The 18633-nt window shown below is 70.4% G+C and carries 13 protein-coding genes and 1 tRNA gene; 5 read left to right on the forward strand and 9 right to left on the reverse strand.

Features of this window, described 5'->3' with window-relative positions; translation table 11 throughout:
- Positions 1 to 74 precede the first annotated feature (74 nt).
- Positions 75 to 1511 (forward strand): pyruvate kinase, encoded by a 1437-nt coding sequence (pyk, locus tag AB0P24_RS17725; RefSeq protein WP_365794884.1) that lies wholly within the window; start codon positions 75 to 77, stop codon positions 1509 to 1511.
- Between the two features lie 78 nt (positions 1512 to 1589).
- On the opposite strand, the gene AB0P24_RS17730 is transcribed toward pyk, so the two are convergent.
- Positions 1590 to 1664: transfer RNA gene (locus AB0P24_RS17730), tRNA-Leu, on the reverse strand.
- 100 nt (positions 1665 to 1764) lie between these two features.
- Between AB0P24_RS17730 and AB0P24_RS17735 the strand changes: the two genes are divergently transcribed.
- The gene (locus AB0P24_RS17735) at positions 1765 to 2421 is read left to right on the forward strand and encodes a response regulator (RefSeq protein WP_365794886.1); all 657 of its coding nucleotides are present in this window, start codon (positions 1765 to 1767) and stop codon (positions 2419 to 2421) included.
- Positions 2422 to 2589: 168 nt separating this feature from the next.
- On the opposite strand, the gene AB0P24_RS17740 is transcribed toward AB0P24_RS17735, so the two are convergent.
- From AB0P24_RS17740 to AB0P24_RS17770, 7 genes are all read right to left on the reverse strand, one after another.
- A complete protein-coding gene (locus tag AB0P24_RS17740; RefSeq protein ID WP_365794888.1) occupies positions 2590 to 3306 on the reverse strand; it encodes an ABC transporter ATP-binding protein in 717 nt (238 codons plus the stop codon).
- Positions 3303 to 4199: an ABC transporter ATP-binding protein gene (locus tag AB0P24_RS17745; protein WP_365794890.1), complete on the reverse strand. Its 897-nt coding sequence runs from the start codon at positions 4197 to 4199 to the stop codon at positions 3303 to 3305. Before AB0P24_RS17745 ends, AB0P24_RS17740 begins: the two co-directional genes overlap by 4 nt.
- 6 nt (positions 4200 to 4205) lie before the next feature.
- Positions 4206 to 5987 (reverse strand): branched-chain amino acid ABC transporter permease, encoded by a 1782-nt coding sequence (locus AB0P24_RS17750; protein WP_365794916.1) that lies wholly within the window; start codon positions 5985 to 5987, stop codon positions 4206 to 4208.
- 5 nt (positions 5988 to 5992) lie between these two features.
- On the reverse strand, positions 5993 to 6931 hold the full coding sequence (locus AB0P24_RS17755; RefSeq protein WP_352224167.1) for a branched-chain amino acid ABC transporter permease: 939 nt from the start codon (positions 6929 to 6931) through the stop codon (positions 5993 to 5995).
- Positions 6932 to 7040: 109 nt separating this feature from the next.
- Positions 7041 to 8249: a branched-chain amino acid ABC transporter substrate-binding protein gene (locus AB0P24_RS17760; RefSeq protein ID WP_365794918.1), complete on the reverse strand. Its 1209-nt coding sequence runs from the start codon at positions 8247 to 8249 to the stop codon at positions 7041 to 7043.
- Positions 8250 to 8824: 575 nt separating this feature from the next.
- Positions 8825 to 9316 (reverse strand): hotdog fold thioesterase, encoded by a 492-nt coding sequence (locus AB0P24_RS17765; protein ID WP_234541219.1) that lies wholly within the window; start codon positions 9314 to 9316, stop codon positions 8825 to 8827.
- Between the two features lie 88 nt (positions 9317 to 9404).
- Positions 9405 to 11699: an FdhF/YdeP family oxidoreductase gene (locus tag AB0P24_RS17770; protein WP_365794893.1), complete on the reverse strand. Its 2295-nt coding sequence runs from the start codon at positions 11697 to 11699 to the stop codon at positions 9405 to 9407.
- 273 nt (positions 11700 to 11972) lie between these two features.
- Between AB0P24_RS17770 and polA the strand changes: the two genes are divergently transcribed.
- A complete protein-coding gene (polA, locus tag AB0P24_RS17775; protein ID WP_365794895.1) occupies positions 11973 to 14699 on the forward strand; it encodes a DNA polymerase I in 2727 nt (908 codons plus the stop codon).
- Between the two features lie 606 nt (positions 14700 to 15305).
- On the forward strand, positions 15306 to 15683 hold the full coding sequence (locus tag AB0P24_RS17780) for a hypothetical protein (RefSeq protein ID WP_365794897.1): 378 nt from the start codon (positions 15306 to 15308) through the stop codon (positions 15681 to 15683).
- On the opposite strand, the gene AB0P24_RS17785 is transcribed toward AB0P24_RS17780, so the two are convergent.
- On the reverse strand, positions 15619 to 16458 hold the full coding sequence (locus AB0P24_RS17785) for a DUF4184 family protein (protein WP_365794899.1): 840 nt from the start codon (positions 16456 to 16458) through the stop codon (positions 15619 to 15621). The two genes, AB0P24_RS17780 and AB0P24_RS17785, sit on opposite strands and share 65 nt — an antisense overlap.
- A 313-nt stretch (positions 16459 to 16771) precedes the next feature.
- Here AB0P24_RS17785 and AB0P24_RS17790 point away from each other — a divergent pair, with 313 nt between their 5' ends.
- Positions 16772 to 18535, forward strand: a complete 1764-nt coding sequence (locus AB0P24_RS17790) for a lytic transglycosylase domain-containing protein (RefSeq protein ID WP_365794901.1) — start codon at positions 16772 to 16774, stop codon at positions 18533 to 18535.
- Positions 18536 to 18633 lie beyond the last annotated feature (98 nt).

The raw sequence follows: 18633 nt of genomic DNA on the forward strand, positions 1-18633 counted from the left end.
GCCTTCACGTAAAGGTTGTTGGGTCGTCATGTACGGCCAATTCTCTACCCGCCGGTAAGGCCTAGGCTCGAACCATGCGCCGAGCAAAGATCGTTTGTACTCTGGGGCCCGCCACCGACTCGTACGACCAGATCAAGGCACTGGTCGAGGCCGGAATGGACGTCGCCCGATTCAACCTCAGCCACGGCGGCTACGCCGAGCACGAGGAGCGCTACCACCGCGTCCGCAAGGCCTCCGACGAGTCCGGTCGCAGCGTCGGGGTCCTCGCCGACCTTCAAGGCCCGAAGATCCGGCTCGGCCGTTTCACCGAGGGCCCGGTACTCCTCGAACGCGGTGACGCCTTCGTCATCACGGTGGAGGAGGGCGCCGAGGGCGACCGGCACCAGTGCGGGACGACGTACCGGGGTCTGGCGGGCGATGTCACTCCCGGTGAGCGCGTGCTCGTGGACGACGGCAAGGTCTGCCTGGAGGTCACCCACGTCGACGGCCCCCGCGTGCACACCACGGTGGTCGAGGGCGGCATGGTCTCCGACCACAAGGGCCTCAACCTCCCCGGCGTAGCCGTCTCCGTCCCGGCCCTGTCCGAGAAGGACGAGGCCGATCTGCGGTGGGCGCTGCGCACCGGCTTCGACGTGATCGCGCTGTCCTTCGTGCGCAGCGGCCGGGACATCGAGGACGTCCACCGCATCATGGACGAGGAGTGCCGCCGCCTTCCGGTGATCGCCAAGGTCGAGAAGCCGCAGGCCGTCGAGAACATCGACTCCATCGTGGCCGCCTTCGACGGCATCATGGTCGCCCGCGGCGACCTCGGCGTGGAGATGCCGCTGGAGCAGGTGCCGATCGTCCAGAAGCGCGCGATCAAGCTGGCCAGGCGCAACGCAAAGCCGGTCATCGTCGCCACCCAGATGCTCGACTCCATGATCGAGAACTCGCGGCCCACCCGCGCCGAGGCCTCCGACGTCGCCAACGCGGTCATCGACGGCACGGACGCGGTGATGCTCTCCGGCGAGACCAGCGTCGGCAAGTACGCGATCGAGACCGTGCGCACCATGGCGAAGATCGTCGAGGCGGCCGAGGAGGACATCCTCGCCAAGGGCCTGCCGCCGCTGACCGAGAGCAACAAGCCCCGCACCCAGGGCGGCGCGGTCGCCCGGGCCGCCGCGGAGACGGGCGACTTCCTGAACGCGAAGTTCCTGGTCGCGTTCACCGAGTCGGGGGACACGGTCCGCCGGCTGTCCCGCTACCGCTCGCCGATCCCGCTGCTCGCCTTCACCCCGGAACCGGCCACCCGCTCCCAGCTCAACCTCACCTGGGGCGTCGAGACCTTCCTCGGCCCGCACGTCGACTCGACGGACAAGATGGTCGACCAGGTCGACGAGCTGCTGCTGAAGTACGGGCGCTGCGAGAAGGGCGACGTCGTGGTCATCACGGCGGGCTCCCCGCCCGGCGTCTCCGGCTCCACCAACATGCTCCGGGTGCACCACATCGGCGAGGACGACAGCCCCAGGTGACGCGCGAAGGGCCCCTCCACCAAGCGGGGAGGGGCCCTTCGGCCACGCAATAACGCGACCTTGGAATCCAAGGAAAAGTGCCCCGGGTCGGACTCGAACCGACACTGTACGGGTTTTGAATCCGTTGCCTGCTGCCAATTGGGCTACCGGGGCTCGAAGAATCAAAGGTGATCCCCGACCCTCCGCGCGTCCACCATACCGTAGCTAGGTAGGCTCTTGTCAGCAGTACCCCTGCCCTGAACGAGGAGCCCCCGTGACCGCCCCCGAGTCGCCCCAGCCCGTAGACGCGCCCGACGACGACAAGTCGCACGTGCCTCCGCTGACGACCCGAGTCGTCATCGCCGAGGACGAGGCCCTGATCCGGCTGGACCTGAAAGAGATGCTGGAGGAGGAGGGGTACACGGTCGTCGGTGAGGCCGGTGACGGCGAACAGGCCGTCGAGCTGGCCCGCGAGCACCGCCCCGACCTCGTCATCCTCGACGTCAAGATGCCCAAGCTGGACGGCATCTCGGCGGCCGAGAAGATCGCCCAGGAGTCCATCGCCCCGGTCCTGATGCTCACCGCCTTCTCGCAGCGCGACCTGGTGGAGCGGGCCCGGGACGCCGGCGCGATGGCCTACCTGGTCAAGCCGTTCAGCAAGAGCGACGTCGTCCCGGCGATCGAGATGGCCGTCTCCCGCTTCAACGAGCTGCGGCAGCTGGAGAAGGAGGTCGCCGACCTCACCCAGCGCCTGGAGACCCGCAAGCTGGTCGACCGCGCGAAGTCCGTCCTGCAGACCGAGTACGGCCTGACCGAGCCGGCCGCGTTCCGCTGGATCCAGAAGACGTCGATGGACCGCCGCATGTCGATGCAGCAGGTCGCCGAGGCCGTCATCGCGGACAGCGAGGAGAAGAAGTCCGGCAAGGGCTGACTCGCACACACCTGCGAACGCCAAGGCCCGCGCTCCGGAGAAGGGAGCGCGGGCCTTGGTGATGCCGCTCCGGGACAGCGCCCCTGAAAGGGGCGGGGGCCGTTGTCGATGTGCGGCTCCGCCGCGCGGGCGCGACCGGCCCCCACCGGCCGTCAGCCGACCGACTGGCTAGTCCTCGCCCAAGTAGGCCTTCCTGACGGATTCGTCATGGAGCAGATCCTGCCCGCTCCCCGACAGCACGATGTTGCCGACCTCCATCACATGCCCCTGGTCGGCCAGCGACAACGCCGCCTGCGCGTTCTGCTCGACCAGCAGAATCGTCGTCCCCTGCGACTTCAGCTCCAGGATCGTCGCCATGATCTTCTGCATCATGATCGGCGACAGACCCATCGACGGCTCGTCCAGCATCAGCAGCTTCGGCTGGGACATCAGCGCGCGCCCCATCGCCAGCATCTGCTGCTCACCGCCCGAGAGGGTGCCCGCGGCCTGCTTGCGCCGCTCGCCCAGGATCGGGAAGAGGTCGTAGGCCCGCTGGATGTCCTTCTCGATGCCCGCCTTGTCCTTGCGGAGGAAGGCACCGAGTTGCAGGTTCTCCGCGATCGTCAGGCGCGGGAAGATGTGCCGGCCCTCGGGGGAGTGGGCGAGTCCGAGCGCGACGATCTTGTGCGCCGGAACCCCGCTGAGCGGCTTGCCGTCGAACACGACCCTTCCCCCGGCCGGCTTGAGCAGGCCCGACAGGGTGCGCAGGGTCGTCGTCTTGCCGGCGCCGTTGGTGCCGATGAGGGTCACGACCTGACCGGCCTCGACGCTGAACGAGATGCCCTTGACGGCCTCGATCTTGCCGTAGGCGACCCTGAGGTCCTCGACCTCCAGCAGTGCGGTCACTGGGCCTCTCCCTTGGTGGTGCTGTCCGCCTCTGTGCTCTCGGTGTCGGCGGCGCTCTCCGCGTCGGCGGCCTCGGCGGCGGCCTCCGCGGCTTCGACCTCGGCAGCCTCCGCCGTCCCGGGGGCGCCCTCGAAGGGCTCACCCAGATAGGCGGCGACGACCCGGTCGTCCGCCTGTACGACGTCGGAGGTGCCCTCGACGAGCTTCTCGCCCTGGACGAGGACGGCGACCCGGTCGCACAGGTTGAAGATGAAGCGCATGTCGTGCTCGATGACGAGGACGGCGATGCCCTTGTCCCGGATGGCGAAGACCAGTTCCTCGGTGGCCCGGGTCTCCTGCGGGTTCATGCCGGCCGTCGGCTCGTCGAGCAGCAGCAGTCCCGGCTCGCTGGCCAGCGCCCGCGCGATCTCCAGCTTGCGCTGCTCGCCGTAGGGCAGGTTGCGCGCGAGGTGGTCGCGCTTGGCGGCGAGGCCGATGAACTCCAGGAGCTCCATGGCCTTCGCCTCGGACTCCTTCTCGGCCTTGCGGAAGCCGGGACCGCGCAGCAGCGCGGACCACAGGCCCTCCTTGGTCCGCGTGTGGCGGCCCACGAGGACGTTCTCCAGAACAGTCATGTTGGCGAAGAGCCGGATGTTCTGGAACGTGCGCGCGATGCCGGCCTGCGTCACCAGGTGCGGCTTGGGCGGCAGCACCTTGCCCTGGTAGGAGACGGTGCCCTCGGTGGGGACGTACAGGCCGGTGAGGCAGTTGAAGAAGGTGGTCTTGCCGGCGCCGTTCGGGCCGATCAGGCCGACGATCTCGCCGCTGTTGACCGTGAAGTCCACGGACCGGACGGCGGTCAGACCGCCGAACCGCATGGTGACGTCACGGGCTTCGAGTACAGGTGTCGTCATGGTTCCTTACGCCCCTGCCTTGGTGACGGCCGCGTCGTCGCTCAGCGTCGCCTGCTCCGGTACGTCGAGCTGGCCGGTCTCGTGGAACTCCAGCTGGCGGCGGCGGTTGGCGATGATGCCCTCCGGCCGGAAGCGCATCAGCAGGATCAGCGCGACGCCGAAGGCGAACAGCTCGTAGTTCTGAAGGAACTGGAGCTTCTCCGGGACCAGGTAGAGCACGCTCGCGCCGAGCAGCGGGCCGCTGACGGTGCCCATGCCGCCGAGGACGACGGCGGCCAGCAGGAAGGCCGAGTTGGGCGGGGCGGCGCCGGCGAACTGGTACGGCTGCGGGTTCACGCTGTAGTTGACGTGCGCCATCACGGTGCCGGCGAGACCCGCGAGGGAGGCGCCCAGGGCGAAGGCGATCAGCTTGACGCGGAAGCCGTTGATGCCCATGGCGGTGGCGGCGGTCTCGTCCTCGCGGATGGCGATCCAGGAGCGGCCGATACGGGAGTCGGCGGCGCGGGTGAAGACGAGCACGACGATCGCCGTGACGATGAGCATCAGGAACAGGTAGTTGGCGAACCGGCCCAGGCTGTGCCCGAGGATGTCGTGCGACTCGCCCAGGTTGAACCCGAAGATGTTCAGGTCCGGGATCTGGGTGATGCCGTTGGGGCCGCGGGTGATGTTCGGCCCGGAGGTGCCGTCGAGGTTGTTGACGGTGATACGGAAGATCTCACCGAAGCCGAGCGTGACGATGGCCAGGTAGTCGCCGCGCAGCCGCAGGGTCGGCGCGCCGATCAGCACACCGAAGACCAGCGAGGCGGCCATGCCGGTGAGGGCGGCGGCCCAGAACGGGAAGTGCACACCGGAGAACCGGGAGTACTCCGAGCCGGAGACCAGGGCGGCCGCGTAGGCGCCGACGCCGAGGAACGCGACGTAACCGAGGTCGAGCAGACCGGTGAGGCCGACGACGATGTTCAGGCCGAGGGCGACGGTGGCGAAGATCAGGATGTTCACACCGACGTTGGCGTTGTGGTCGTCGCTCTGGGTGAAGGGGAAGATCACGGCCGCGACGAAGGCGAGCGCCGAGGCGAACCCCTTGTGGTGCGCCGCGGTGGTCGCGAAGCGGTCGACCAGGCCGGTGTGCATCAGGCCCCAGGCGGCGAAGACGAGCAGCAGCAGGTAGCCGATGAAGGTCTCGCTGGCGTCGTTGTCGATGCCGATGCCGTAGGTGAAGGCCAGCAGGGCGAGCGCGACGCCGACCGTGATGACGACGCGCTCGGTGAGCGGCGACACCTTGCCGGGAGCGGGCAGTTGGGGCTTGGTCAGATAGCCGCGGATGCCGCTGCCGGGGGCCGGGTGGGGCAGCGCGAGGGCGCCGACGACGGGCAGCGCGGAGGCCGCCATCGCCACGTACGCGCCCGGGTCCAGGTTGACCAGGCCGCCGAGGTCGACGGCGATGGCGATGCCGGTGAACCAGCAGACGGCGAACGCCGACAGGGCCGTCAGGAAGACCGGGGAGGTGGCGTTCGCCGGGTTCAGCCAGCGCAGCCACGTGACGTCCCACAGGGTCAGCCCGAACAGCAGGGTGAGGACGCCGCCCACGAGGGCGAGGATCTGCAGGCCGGCCGGGTAGCCGTAGACCGTCAGGTCGCCGGGGAAGTCGGACGTCCAGGTCCAGCTGAGGAACGTGCTCGCGATGGTGCCCACGGCGCCCACGACGACGAGCAGCCGGGCGAGGGACAGGGGCAGCGGGACCGGTCCGCGCTCCGTCGCCGCCGGGGAGATGGTGGTGGTGTCGGTCATGCTGCTCACGCCCTGTCCGCGACGCGTTCGCCGAGCAGACCCTGTGGTCTGAAGAGGAGTACGAGGATCAGCAGGACGAAGGCCCACACGGAGGCCCAGCCGCCACCGCCGAGCTGCTGCATGCCGGGGATGTTGGCGATGTAGGCGGTGGCCATGGCCTCGGCGATACCGAGGACGAGGCCGCCGAGCATGGCGCCGTAGATGTTGCCGATGCCGCCGAGGACGGCCGCGGTGAACGCCTTCAGACCGGCGATGAAGCCCATGTCGTAGGAGACGGAGCCGTACTTGAGGCCGTAGGAGACACCGGCGACGGCCGCGAAGAAGCCGCCGATCGCGAAGGCGATGACGATGATGCGGTTGGTGTCGATGCCCATCAGCTGGGCGGTGTCCGGGTCCTGGGCGGTGGCCTGCATGGCGCGGCCGGTGCGGGAGAGCCGGACGAACAGGGCGAGGATCGCCATGCACAGCGGGGCGGCGATGATCAGGAAGATGTCACCGCTCTGCACGGTCACCGAGCCGATGTGCAGCGGGCCGAACGGCAGTTGCGGGAAGACCCGGGCGGTCTTGGCGTCGCCGTCGACGTGGTACCAGTTGAAGACCGCCTGCTGCAGCGCGAGCGACAGGCCGATCGCGGTGATCAGCGGCGCGAGGCGTGGTGCGCCGCGCAGTGGCCGGTAGGCGAAGCGTTCGGCGCCGACGGCGATGAGAACGGCGACCAGGGCGCCGCCGATGAGCATCGCGGGCAGGGCTACCCACATGGATATGCCGTCCGGCAGGAGAAGGTAGACCGTGAGGGCGCCGAAGCCTCCGGTCATGAAGATCTCGCCATGGGCGAAGTTGATGAGCTGGACGATGCCGTACACCATCGTGTAGCCGATGGCGATCAGACCGTACATCGAGCCGAGGAACAGCCCGTTGGCCAGCTGCTGCGGCAGGGTGTTCACCGCATGGCCTCCATGTTGTGGGGAGAGTCAGGGGGGCGTAGAAGGCGGGCCGCGCGGTGACGGTTGGTCTGCGCCGCGCGGCCCTGGTGGTGCGATGTGTGGTGGCCGGTTACTTCGGGGTGGCCACGCCGCTCTGGACGGACTTCCACGCTCCGCTGACGACCTTGTAGACGGTCAGCTGCTTGTTCGTGGTGTCGCCGTACTGGTCGAACGAGATCTTGCCGGAGATGCCCTCGAAGGAGGTGTTCTGGACGGCGCTGACGATCTGCGAGCGGGCGTCGGTGGGGATCTTGCCGTCCTTCACGACGGTCCCGACGGCCTTGATGATCGCGGTGGTGGCGTCGTAGGAGTACGAGCCGTAGGTGCCGTAGTCACCGGGGTACTTCTTGGCCTTGTAGGTGGCCACGAAGTCCTTGGCGGCGGGCAGGGTGTCGACCGGGACACCGATCGAGGTCACCAGGTCGCCCTCGGAGGCCTTGCCGGCGGTCTGGATGTAGGTCGGGGTGAACATGCCGTCGCCGCCGAACAGCGGGATGTTGGCGCCCGCGGCCTTGAGCTGCTTGGTCAGCACCTGAGACTCGTCGTACTGGCCGCCGTAGTAGAGGATGTCGGCGCCCGAGCTCTTGATCTTCGTGACCAGGGTGGAGAAGTCGCGGTCGCCGGTGTTGACGTGGTCGGTGCCGATGACCTTGCCGCCCTGCTTGGCGAACTGCTCCGAGAAGATCTTCGACAGACCCGCACCGTAGGTCTGCTTGTCGTCGACGACGAAGGCCTTCTTCTTCTTGGCGACGTTGTAGGCGTAGTCCGCCGCGTAGGCGCCCTGCAGGGCGTCGGTGGTCGCGGTGCGGAAGTACGTCTTGAACGGGCGGGACGGGCTGGTCTGCCAGTTCTTGCCCATGGTCAGCTCGGGGTTGGTGTTGGACGGCGAGATCTCCACCAGGTTGGCGGTGGCGAAGACCTGCTGCATCTGCGTGGCCACACCGGAGTTGAGCGGGCCGACGACGCCGAGCACGGTCTTGTCGGAGACGAGCTGGGTGGCGTTCTGCTGGCCGGTGGCCGGAATCGCCTTGTCGTCCAGCGCCTTGATCTTGAAGGTGACGCCCGGGACGGTCTTGTTCTTGTTGGCGTCGTCGACGGCGATCTGGGCGCCGTACTGGATGCCGAGACCCGTGGCGGAGTTCTGGCCGGTCAGCGGGGCATCGACGCCGATCGTGACCGTCACGTTGCCGCTGTCGCCACCCTTGCTGCCGCTGTCGCGGGAGCCGCAGGCCGTGAGGGTCAGGGCTCCGGTGGTCAACACCGAGGTAAGAATCACCAGAGAACGCGTTCGCACAATCGATCCTTTCCGCGGGCAGCACGCCTCCCTCGCAGGGATCGACGAGTGCCGCGCCGCTACCGAACTCCCCATGGAGCGGTGACTGGCCGTGACTCTAAGCGCGGGTGAGGAACGGGGAGGAGTGCTTGTCCAAGGCTGTGACGCTCTTGTTATGACACGAGGTAATGCAGAGCGGTACAGCGTGGGGGGAAAGCAGGAATTCGGCCCGATTCGCCCCGTCCGCATTCTGAGAACCTGCAGGACCCGGCGTGATCCGTTCAGGCGTCTCGGCGGTTTTGCACATTACGCGAGACCGTTGCTGTGGGCGACTTCCTGGGCGGGCGAGAGACGCGGCGTGCCCCGGGAACTGGGGTGAAACAGCAAATGCAGATTACACACGTATTACGTAGAGTTACGCGGGGGAAAGAAAGTCAAGCCTTCGGGAGTTTTTCGCATTTCTCGGCGGGTCGGGCGGGGGCGCGCCGGAGGTGCGGAGGTGCTGCGCGCCGGCCTCTTGCTCGGGCGGGGCGCCGGCCTCGGCCGGAGGCGCCGAGGTCCTTCGCCCCGCCGGGGGCCGGTCAGGCGCCGGCGCCCTGGAGGTGGGCCCCGTCGACCGGGCGCGCGTCACGCAGCAGGCAGGTCAGGCGGGCGCTGCACACCCGCCGGCCCTCCTCGTCGCTGATCACGATCTCGTACGTCGCCGTCGAGCGCCCCCGGTGGACGGGCGTGGCCACGCCGGTGACCAGGCCGGAGCGGGCTCCGCGGTGATGCGTGCAGTTCAGGTCGACACCGACCGCGATCTTCGAACTGCCGCCGTGCAGCATCGAACCGACCGAACCGAGGGTCTCCGCCAGCACCGCGCTGGCACCGCCGTGCAGCAGCCCGTACGGCTGGGTGTTGCCCTCCACCGGCATGGTGCCGACGACCCGGTCCGCCGAGGCCTCCACGATCTGCACGCCCATGCGGTTGCCGAGGTGGCCCGCCGAGAACAGGGCCTGCAGGTCGACGCCGAGCGAGGCGTACTCGTCGATGACCTCCTGCGGGAACTTCACGTGCTGCTGCTCGCCCATGGGCCGGCTCCGTTCGTCTTGCGGCTGTCTTCCTGCTGAGCAAACGCTCAGTAGGCCGCCGATTCTTCCAGACGCGATGAGCGGGCGCTCAGGCGGTGGCCGTGGGCTCCGGCACCCCGGTCTCCAGACGGATCACCACGGACTTGCTGGCCGGGGTGTTGCTGGTGTCCGCCGTCGCGTCGAGCGGCACCAGCACATTGGTCTCCGGGTAGTACGCGGCCGCGCAGCCCCGGGCGGTCGGGTAGTACACCACCCGGAAGCCCGGCGCCCGGCGCTCCACGCCGTCCTTCCACTCACTGACCAGGTCCACGTACGACCCGTCGGCCACGCCCAGCAGCCGGGCGTCCTCCGGGTTCACCAGGACCACCCGGCGGCCGTTCGTGATGCCCCGGTAGCGGTCGTCCAGGCCGTAGACGGTGGTGTTGTACTGGTCGTGCGAGCGCAGCGTCTGCAACAGCAGCCGGCCCTCGGGCAGCCGGGGGTACTCGACCGGGGCCGCCGTGAAGTTCGCCTTGCCGGTGGCCGTCGGGAAGCGGCGCTCGTCGCGCGGGGCGTGCGGAAGAGCGAAACCGCCCGGGCGCGCCACGCGCGCGTTGAAGTCGTCGAAACCGGGGATCACGCGGGCGATGCGGTCGCGGACGGTCGCGTAGTCCTTCTCGAACTCCTCCCACGGCGTACGGCTGTTCTCGCCGAGCACCCGGCGTGCCAGCCGGCACACGATCGCCGGCTCCGACAGCAGGTGCGGGCTCGCGGGCTCCAGACGGCCGCGCGAGGCGTGCACCATGCCCATGGAGTCCTCGACGGTGACGAACTGCTCGCCACTGCCCTGGAGATCGCGCTCGGTCCGGCCGAGCGTCGGCAGGATCAGCGCCCGCGCGCCCGTGACGACGTGCGAGCGGTTGAGCTTCGTCGACACGTGCACGGTCAGCCGGGCGCGCCGCACGGCCGCCTCGGTGACCTCCGTGTCGGGGGTGGCGGCGACGAAGTTGCCGCCCATCGCGAAGAAGACCTTCGCCTCGCCGTCACGCAGCGCGCGGATGGCGCGGACGACGTCGAGGCCGTGCTCGCGCGGGGGCGCGAAACCGAACTCCTTCTCCAGGGCGTCCAGGAAGGCGGGGGCCGGCCGCTCGAAGATGCCCATCGTGCGGTCGCCCTGCACGTTCGAATGGCCGCGCACCGGACAGACGCCCGCGCCGGGGCGGCCGATGTTGCCGCGCAGCAGCAGGAAGTTGACGACCTCGCGGATGGTCGGCACCGAGTGCTTGTGCTGGGTGAGCCCCATCGCCCAGCAGACGATGGTGCGCCGAGAGGCGAGCACCATGCGCAGCGCCTCCTCGATCTCCGCGCGGGTGAGACCGGTGGCGGTGAGCGTCTCGTGCCAGTCGGCGGCGCGGGCGGCCGCCGCGAACTCCTCGTACCCGTGGGTGTGCTCGCGCACGAACTCCTCGTCGACCGCGCCCTCGGTCTCCACGACGAGCTTGTTGAGCAGCCGGAACAGAGCCTGGTCGCCGCCGATGCGGATCTGCAGGAACAGGTCGGTGAGGGCGGCGCCCTTGAGCATGCCCTGGGGGGTCTGCGGGTTCTTGAACCGCTCCAGGCCGGCCTCCGGGAGCGGATTGACGCTGATGATCTTCGTGCCGCCGGCCTTGGCCTTCTCCAGGGCGGAGAGCATCCGGGGATGGTTGGTGCCCGGGTTCTGCCCGGCGACGATGATCAGGTCGGCCTTGTACAGGTCCTCCAGCAGGACGCTGCCCTTGCCGATGCCGATCGTCTCGCTCAGCGCCGAGCCCGAGGACTCGTGGCACATGTTGGAGCAGTCCGGCAGGTTGTTGGTGCCCAGCTCGCGCGCGAAGAGCTGGTAGAGGAACGCGGCCTCGTTACTGGTCCGGCCCGAGGTGTAGAAGACCGCCTCGTCGGGGGAGGAGAGGGCCGCGATCTCCTCGCCGATGATGTCGAAGGCACGCTCCCAGCTGACCGGCTCGTAGCGCTCGGCGCCCTCCGCGAGGTACATGGGGTGGGTGAGCCGCCCCTGCTGGCCGAGCCAGTAACCGCTGCGGTGGTGCAGGTCGGCCACGGAGTGCGCCGCGAAGAACTCGGGCGTCACCCGGCGGAGGGTGGCCTCCTCGGCCACCGCCTTGGCGCCGTTCTCGCAGAACTCGGCCGTGTGCCGGTGCTCGGGCTCCGGCCAGGCGCAGCCGGGGCAGTCGAAGCCGTCCTTCTGGTTGACGCGCAGCAGCGTCAGCGCGGTGCGCCTCACGCCCATCTGCTGCTGGGTGATGCGCAGGGTGTGCCCGATGGCGGGCAGCCCCGCGGCCGCGTGCTTCGGCTCCGCGACCCGCGGCGCGTCCTGGACCGGGTCCCCCTTGGGCGGCTTCGTCGCCATCGCACGTTCTCCCTCTGCACCGGCACCACTGCCATCTGCCCTCGATCCTCGCACGCGCCACCGACAACGATCGAGCACGGGCTGCCCGGCCGAACGGAAACAATGGTTGACGGAACCGGTGCGCTACCGTGCCCGGCCTCCTGCTCCTCGCCGCCGCAGATCCTCTCCGCGGCAACGGCGATCAGCTCCGGCGGCGCTGTCCGGCGGTGCCGGGCTCACCGCGTCCGCAACCGCCGGTCCTCCCTGTCAGTGCGGCGTGGCAGGATCGGGGGCGTGGCAGAGACAGCAGCGAAGCAGACCGACAAGACCCCCGGCGGTACCCGTCCCCGGCTGATGCTCATGGACGGGCACTCGCTGGCCTACCGCGCGTTCTTCGCGCTGCCCGCGGAGAACTTCACGACCGCGACGGGCCAGCCGACGAACGCGATCTACGGCTTCGCGTCGATGCTGGCCAACACCCTGCGTGACGAGGCGCCCACGCACTTCGCGGCGGCGTTCGACGTCTCCCGCAAGACCTGGCGCTCCGAGGAGTTCACCGAGTACAAGGCGAACCGCTCCAAGACCCCGGACGAGTTCAAGGGCCAGGTCGAGCTGATCGGCGAGCTGCTCGACGCCATGAACGCCCAGCGCTTCGCCGTCGCCGGCTTCGAGGCCGACGACATCATCGCCACTCTCGCCACCCAGGCCGAGGCCGAGGGCTTCGAGGTCCTGATCGTCACCGGCGACCGCGACTCCTTCCAGCTGGTCACCGAGCACACCACGGTCCTCTACCCGACCAAGGGCGTCTCCGAGCTGACCCGGTTCACCCCGGAGAAGGTCTTCGAGAAGTACGGCTTGACGCCCGCCCAGTACCCCGACTTCGCCGCCCTGCGCGGCGACCCGTCCGACAACCTCCCCGGCATCCCCGGCGTCGGCGAGAAGACCGCCGCGAAGTGGATCAACCAGTTCGGCTCCTTCGCCGAACTGGTCGAGCGCGTCGACGAGGTGAAGGGCAAGGCCGGCCAGAACCTCCGCGACCACCTGGAGTCGGTCAAGCTCAACCGCCGGCTCACCGAGCTGGAGCGCGGCGTGCAGCTGCCGAAGACGGTCGCCGACCTGGAGCGGGCGCCGTACGACCGCACGAGCGTCGCGATGATCTTGGACACCCTGGAGATCCGCAACCCGTCGCTGCGCGAGCGGCTCTACGCCGTCGACCCCGGCGCGGAGGAGGCCGAGTCCACGCCGATCACCGAGGCGGGCGTGGAGGTCGACGGCTCCGTCCTCGGCACCGGCGAGCTGGCCGGCTGGCTCGCCGAGCACGGCACCGGACCGCTGGGCGTCGCCACCGTCGACACCTGGGCGCTCGGCACCGGCTCCGTCGCCGAGGTCGCGCTGGCCGCGGCCCCGGGAGCGGCGGCCTGGTTCGATCCGGCGGAGCTCGACGAGGCCGACGAGAACGCGTGGGCGGCCTGGCTGGCCGACGCCGCCCGGCCCAAGGTCTTCCACAACGTCAAGGGCGCCATGCGGGTCTTCGCCGAGCACGGCTGGACCATCGAGGGCGTCACCATGGACACCGCGCTCGCCGCCTACCTGGTCAAGCCCGGCCGCCGTTCCTTCGACCTGGACGCGCTGTCCACGGAGTACCTGCACCGCGAGCTGGCCCCCGCCGCCGCGGCCGACGGCCAGCTGGCGTTCGGCGCGGACGACGGCGCCGAGGCCGAGGCGCTGATGATCCAGGCCCGCGCGATCCTCGACCTCGGCGAGGCCTTCGAGGGCCGGCTCCAGGAGGTCGGCGCGGCGGACCTGCTCCGTGACATGGAGCTGCCCACCTCCGCCCTGCTCGCCCGGATGGAGCGGAACGGCATCGCGGCCGACCGCGCGCACCTCGAAGCGATGGAGCAGATGTTCGCGGGCGCGGTGCAGCAGGCCGTGAAGGAGGCGCACGCGGCGGCCGGCCACGAGTTCAACCTGGGCTCGCCCAAGCAGCTCCAGGAGGTCCTCTTCGGCGAACTGGCCCTCCCCAGGACGAAGAAGACCAAGACCGGCTACACCACCGATGCCGACGCGCTCGCCTGGCTCGCCGGCCAGACCGACAACGAACTGCCGGTGATCATGCTCCGGCACCGCGAGCAGGCCAAGCTCCGGGTCACGGTCGAGGGCCTGATCAAGACCGTCGCCGCCGACAGCCGCATCCACACCACCTTCAACCAGACCGTCGCCGCGACCGGCCGCCTCTCCTCCACCGACCCGAACCTCCAGAACATCCCGGTCCGCACCGACGAGGGCCGGGCGATCCGCCGGGGCTTCGTCGTCGGCGAGGGCTTCGAGTCGCTGATGACCGCCGACTACAGCCAGATCGAGCTGCGCGTGATGGCCCACCTCTCCGAGGACGAGGGCCTGATCGAGGCGTTCACCTCCGGGGAGGACCTGCACAACACGGTCGCCTCCCAGGTGTTCGACGTCGGCCGCTCGGCCGTCGACGCGGAGATGCGCCGCAAGATCAAGGCGATGTCGTACGGCCTGGCGTACGGGCTGTCGGCGTTCGGCCTCTCCCAGCAGCTGAACATCGACGCGGGCGAGGCCCGGGTCCTGATGGACACGTACTTCGAGCGCTTCGGCGGGGTCCGCGACTACCTGCGCCGGGTCGTCGACGAGGCTCGCGCCACCGGCTACACGGCGACACTCTTCGGCCGCCGCCGCTACCTCCCCGACCTCAACAGCGACAACCGCCAGCGCCGGGAGGCGGCCGAGCGGATGGCCCTCAACGCGCCCATCCAGGGCACGGCGGCGGACATCGTCAAGATCGCCATGCTGAGGGTGGACAGCGCGCTGCGCGAGACAGAGCTGAAGTCCCGCATGCTCCTCCAGGTCCACGACGAAATCGTCCTGGAGATCGCCCCCGGCGAGCGGGACCGGGTCGAATCCATCCTCCGTGACCAGATGTCCAACGCGGTCCACCTCAGGGCCCCTCTGGACGTCTCGGTGGGCGTCGGCCCGGACTGGGAATCAGCAGCGCACTAGCGGCCGACGGCCGGAGCCGGCTCAGGACGCGTGCCGTTTGGTGGAGGCCGGCAAGGGCGCGCTTCGAGGAGGCCGACAGAGGGCTCCGCTCGCAAGTCCCGGCGAACGGAGCCCTTCACCTCGGGGGGCGGGCGCCTGGCCTCCGCCTCTTGGGCGGGCGCCTGGCGTACGCCCCTCGGAGGTGCCCGTCGTCTGCCTGCTCGGGGGGCGCTGTCCGTCGTCCTCTTGGTGGCTCGCCCCGTCGTTCTTCTGGTGGCTCGCCGTCTTCTGTCTCTCGGCGGGTGTCTGCCACTGTCCCTTCGGCGGGCGCCGTCCTCCGTCGCCCCGCGCTCCTGTCCGCCTTCTTCTCCGCCGCCCCGCCTTCGCCGGCTTCCGTCCCCCCTCTTTCCCTCTCCTTGCGCGCCCCCTCGTCCCCCTGGCCCCTGCTCCTCCTTTCCCCTCTGCCGCCCCTCCTCTCCCTCCGCCGCAACGGTGCTCGGCCACGACGGTGCTCTCCGGCCGTGCCGAACCCACGGGAGAGCGGCCGGTTCGGTGTCGCGGGGAGGGCGTCACCCGCGTGGCCCCCGCCAGAACGCCCCCGCCCCCGCCACCGGCAAGGATGCGGCCATGGGTATACGTATGGTTCACCGCCGGACGCCCCAGAGCAGGCCCCCGGCCAAGGCTCGTTCCGCCTCCTCCGCCGCCCAGGCCCCGGCGTCCTCGACGGCCCCCGCTCAGGCGGCCGACGCCAGTTCCGCCCGCATCCCCGCCGACCTGGCCGTCACCGTGCGCCGGACGGCCACCCGTCTCCGCCGCAGGCTCCGCGCCCGCCCCGGCCTGCGGCAGTGGCTCGACCTCGCCCGCAGCCACCTCGCGCTGCTCCTCGCCGCGTTCCCCGGCCCCCGCCGCCCCCGCACCATGACCGTGTTCGTGGCGAGCCTCACCGAACGGCGGAGGGACTCCGCCGCACGCCGTCGGCCACCCGGGCCGGACGCCACACCCTGACCGCCACGGCGTACCCCAGCACCCCGAGCAGCAGCCCAGCGCCCGCTCCGAACAGCACCGTGGGAAGCAGCTCCCAGGGCTTCGCCGCAGCCCCCCAGTAGTCCCACCACCGCACCGCCCGCCGCACCGCCGCGAACAGCGCGCAGCCGGCGAGCGCGGCGCCGGCCCACCACCGGTCCCGTACCGACAGCAGCGGCACCCCCACCGGCTCTGCGTCCGGCGCCCGCCGTACCGCGCGGGCCGCGAACACGGCGAGCACGGCCGCGCCCACCGCCGAACTGCCGTACTGGAGCAGGGTGTAGAGCGGCATGCCGGCGAAGTTCCGGCCGATCGCCGGGATCAGCCGCGTCCCCCAGCGGTCCTGGTGCGTGAACGCGTCCCAGACGACATGTGTGAGCGCGCCGAGCACGGCGGACACGTACCACCACGCGGCCACCCGCAGCCCGGCACGCGCGCGTGGCGCCCCGCAGCGCAGCAGCGCGGCCAGGCGCCCCTGCCGGGCGCGGGGCGCGAGGGCCACGACCGGTTCCCGGATCAGCAGCCACAGCGCCACCAGCGCCCAGGAGATGAGCACGTCGACGGTGAACACACCGGCGAAGGAGTGCGTGAACTCGCCGAACTCCATCGCGTCCGGCACCGCGCTCGCCGCGTAATAGGTGAGGTCGGGGGAGAAGGACCCCGCGACGAGCACCGCCGGCACCAGCCGTCCCCGGCCGGTCCCGTCGCCGCGTACGGCGGGCAGCACGGCGGCGGCGTGGCTGAGCGTGAACGGCATGCGGGGCCCCCTGGCACGGTCGTCGGCCGGAGCGCCGAACAAGTGATCGCGTACGACAAGTATCCGGGACGCGACCATCGTTCAACGGGAGATGGCCAACTGGTGAAAACCGGGCACCACCGGGTGTCCGTGACAAGGAAGTTGTCGTAGGGTCGCCTGGGTCGCCGCCCGGCGTGCACGGCCGGACGCACTACCTCACCACGCGAACGAGGTAACAGGAGGCAACCACAGCACCGGGTCGACCGTCACACCAGGGGCGAGCACACAGACGGAGACGGGCGCTCGGAAGGCGCCCATGGGAGGGGTTCACCTTATGGCGGCGCAATTCGGCAGGCGGCTGCGCAAGGGAGCTGCGACGACCGCCGCGGCCGCGTTGGCGGTAGCGGCTCTGTCCGCGTCCCAGGCACCAGGGGCCACGACCGGCGACATGGGCAGACATGCCAACGCGGGCGCCAGCACCTCCGCGCCCGACGAGGCCGGCGCCACCGGCGACTCGCCCTACTACACGGACCTGCCGCCGCTCAACAGCCCGAACCCCAGCGCAAGCCCCACCCCCTCCTCGCCGAGCACCGGCACCCCCGTCTCGCAGGGCGCGGCAGAGGCCGGCATACCGGCCACCGTTCTGGACGCCTACAAGAAGGCCGAGGCGGAACTGCGCGGCTCCAAGCCCGGCTGCAACCTGCCCTGGCAGTTGCTCGCCGCCATCGGCAAGGTGGAGTCCGGCCAGGCCCGCGGCGGTGACGTGGACGCCGAGGGCAACACCCTGCACCGCATCCTCGGCCCCGAGCTCGACGGCAACGGTTTCGCGCTCATCAAGGACACCGACGGCGGCAAGTACGACGGCAACAGCGCGTACGACCAGGCCGTCGGCCCCATGCAGTTCATCCCGTCGACCTGGGCGTGGGCGGGCCGCGACGGCAACGGGGACGGCGTCAAGGACCCCAACAACGTCTACGACGCGGCGCTCGCCGCCGGCCACTACCTGTGCCGCAACGGCTGGGACCTGTCCGTCCAGGCCGACATGAACAGCGCGATCCTCAGCTACAACAACTCGCAGGACTACCTCAACCTGGTCCTGTCCTGGTACGAGTACTACCGCAAGGGCACCTACTCGGTCCCGGACGGCACCGGCACACTGCCTCAGCACCGCAGCGGCAACTCGACCGGCTCGACCGGCTCGGGCTCCGGCTCCGGTTCCGGCTCCGGCGGCTCCACGGAGAGCCCCGGCACGACCACGCCGAAGCCCCACGAGCCCCAGCCGGGCGTCCCGAGCACGACGCCGAGCCTGCCGCCCACGGCCACCGACACCGTGGACCACCTGGAGGACGCGGGCACGGGCACCGCCACGCTCACCGCCATGGCCGGCGACGCGTTCGGCAAGCGGATCAGCACGCGCGCGGAGACCAAGGCCGGCCGGATCGTCGCCAAGGTCCGGGTCCGCTTCACCATCGTCGGGGACACGGACGCGACCTTCGCGGGCGGCGAGAGCGTCGCCACGGTCGTCACCGACAGCAAGGGCCTCGCCGTCGCCCCGGCGCTCCAGGCCGGCGAGAAGACCGGCGACTTCACGGTCCACGCCGCCGTGGTCGGCCGCACGGCCAAGGGCATCGACTACGACGCGACCGTCACCGCGCGCGCCGCCGACACCCTCGCCCTCGTCAACACCACCGCGCTGACCTGCGCCCCGGGCGGCGAGTTCGCCGACCAGGTCCAGACGAAGGCCACCTACCAGGGCGCCGTCGCCGACAAGGTCGCCGCCACCGCCACGCTCGTCAAGTCGGCCGACGACACGAGCGAGAACGACAAGGGCCCGTACTTCAAGGACGCCAACGGCAACGCCGTCCGTACCCTCACGGGCCTCCAGACGGACGCCGACGGCCTGCTCACGCTGCCCAAGCTGTACGCGGACGACATCACCGGCACGTTCCTGCTCCGCATCACCACCACCGGCGGCGCGACGCTCACCGTCGAGCTCACGGTGGCCGCGGCCGCCCCCTCGCCGAGCCCGTCCCCGAGCGCCTCCGCGTCGGCCTCCGCCTCCGCATCCGCTTCCCCGAGCGCCTCCGCCACCTCCTGAACCACCGTCGTGGGGCGAGGGGGGGGGGCCGCCCCCCCCCCCGGGGGGGGGCCCCCGCGGGGTTCGGCCAGGTGGGAGTTGGACCCCCCCGGGGTCAG

The organism is Streptomyces sp. NPDC086519 (assembly GCF_040686075.1).
In the GTDB taxonomy this organism is placed as follows: domain Bacteria; phylum Actinomycetota; class Actinomycetes; order Streptomycetales; family Streptomycetaceae; genus Streptomyces; species Streptomyces shenzhenensis.

Excerpts from the sequence above, each read along its gene's own strand:
- AB0P24_RS17750 (WP_365794916.1), bottom strand. The coding sequence starts at position 5,987 with ATGACCGACACCACCACCATCTCCCCGGCGGCGACGGAGCGCGGACCG.
- AB0P24_RS17765 (WP_234541219.1), bottom strand. The coding sequence starts at position 9,316 with ATGGGCGAGCAGCAGCACGTGAAGTTCCCGCAGGAGGTCATCGACGAG.
- AB0P24_RS17785 (WP_365794899.1), bottom strand. The coding sequence starts at position 16,458 with ATGCCGTTCACGCTCAGCCACGCCGCCGCCGTGCTGCCCGCCGTACGC.
- pyk (WP_365794884.1), top strand. The coding sequence starts at position 75 with ATGCGCCGAGCAAAGATCGTTTGTACTCTGGGGCCCGCCACCGACTCG.
- AB0P24_RS17790 (WP_365794901.1), top strand. The coding sequence starts at position 16,772 with ATGGCGGCGCAATTCGGCAGGCGGCTGCGCAAGGGAGCTGCGACGACC.
- AB0P24_RS17745 (WP_365794890.1), bottom strand. The coding sequence starts at position 4,199 with ATGACGACACCTGTACTCGAAGCCCGTGACGTCACCATGCGGTTCGGC.
- AB0P24_RS17770 (WP_365794893.1), bottom strand. The coding sequence starts at position 11,699 with ATGGCGACGAAGCCGCCCAAGGGGGACCCGGTCCAGGACGCGCCGCGG.
- AB0P24_RS17780 (WP_365794897.1), top strand. The coding sequence starts at position 15,306 with ATGGGTATACGTATGGTTCACCGCCGGACGCCCCAGAGCAGGCCCCCG.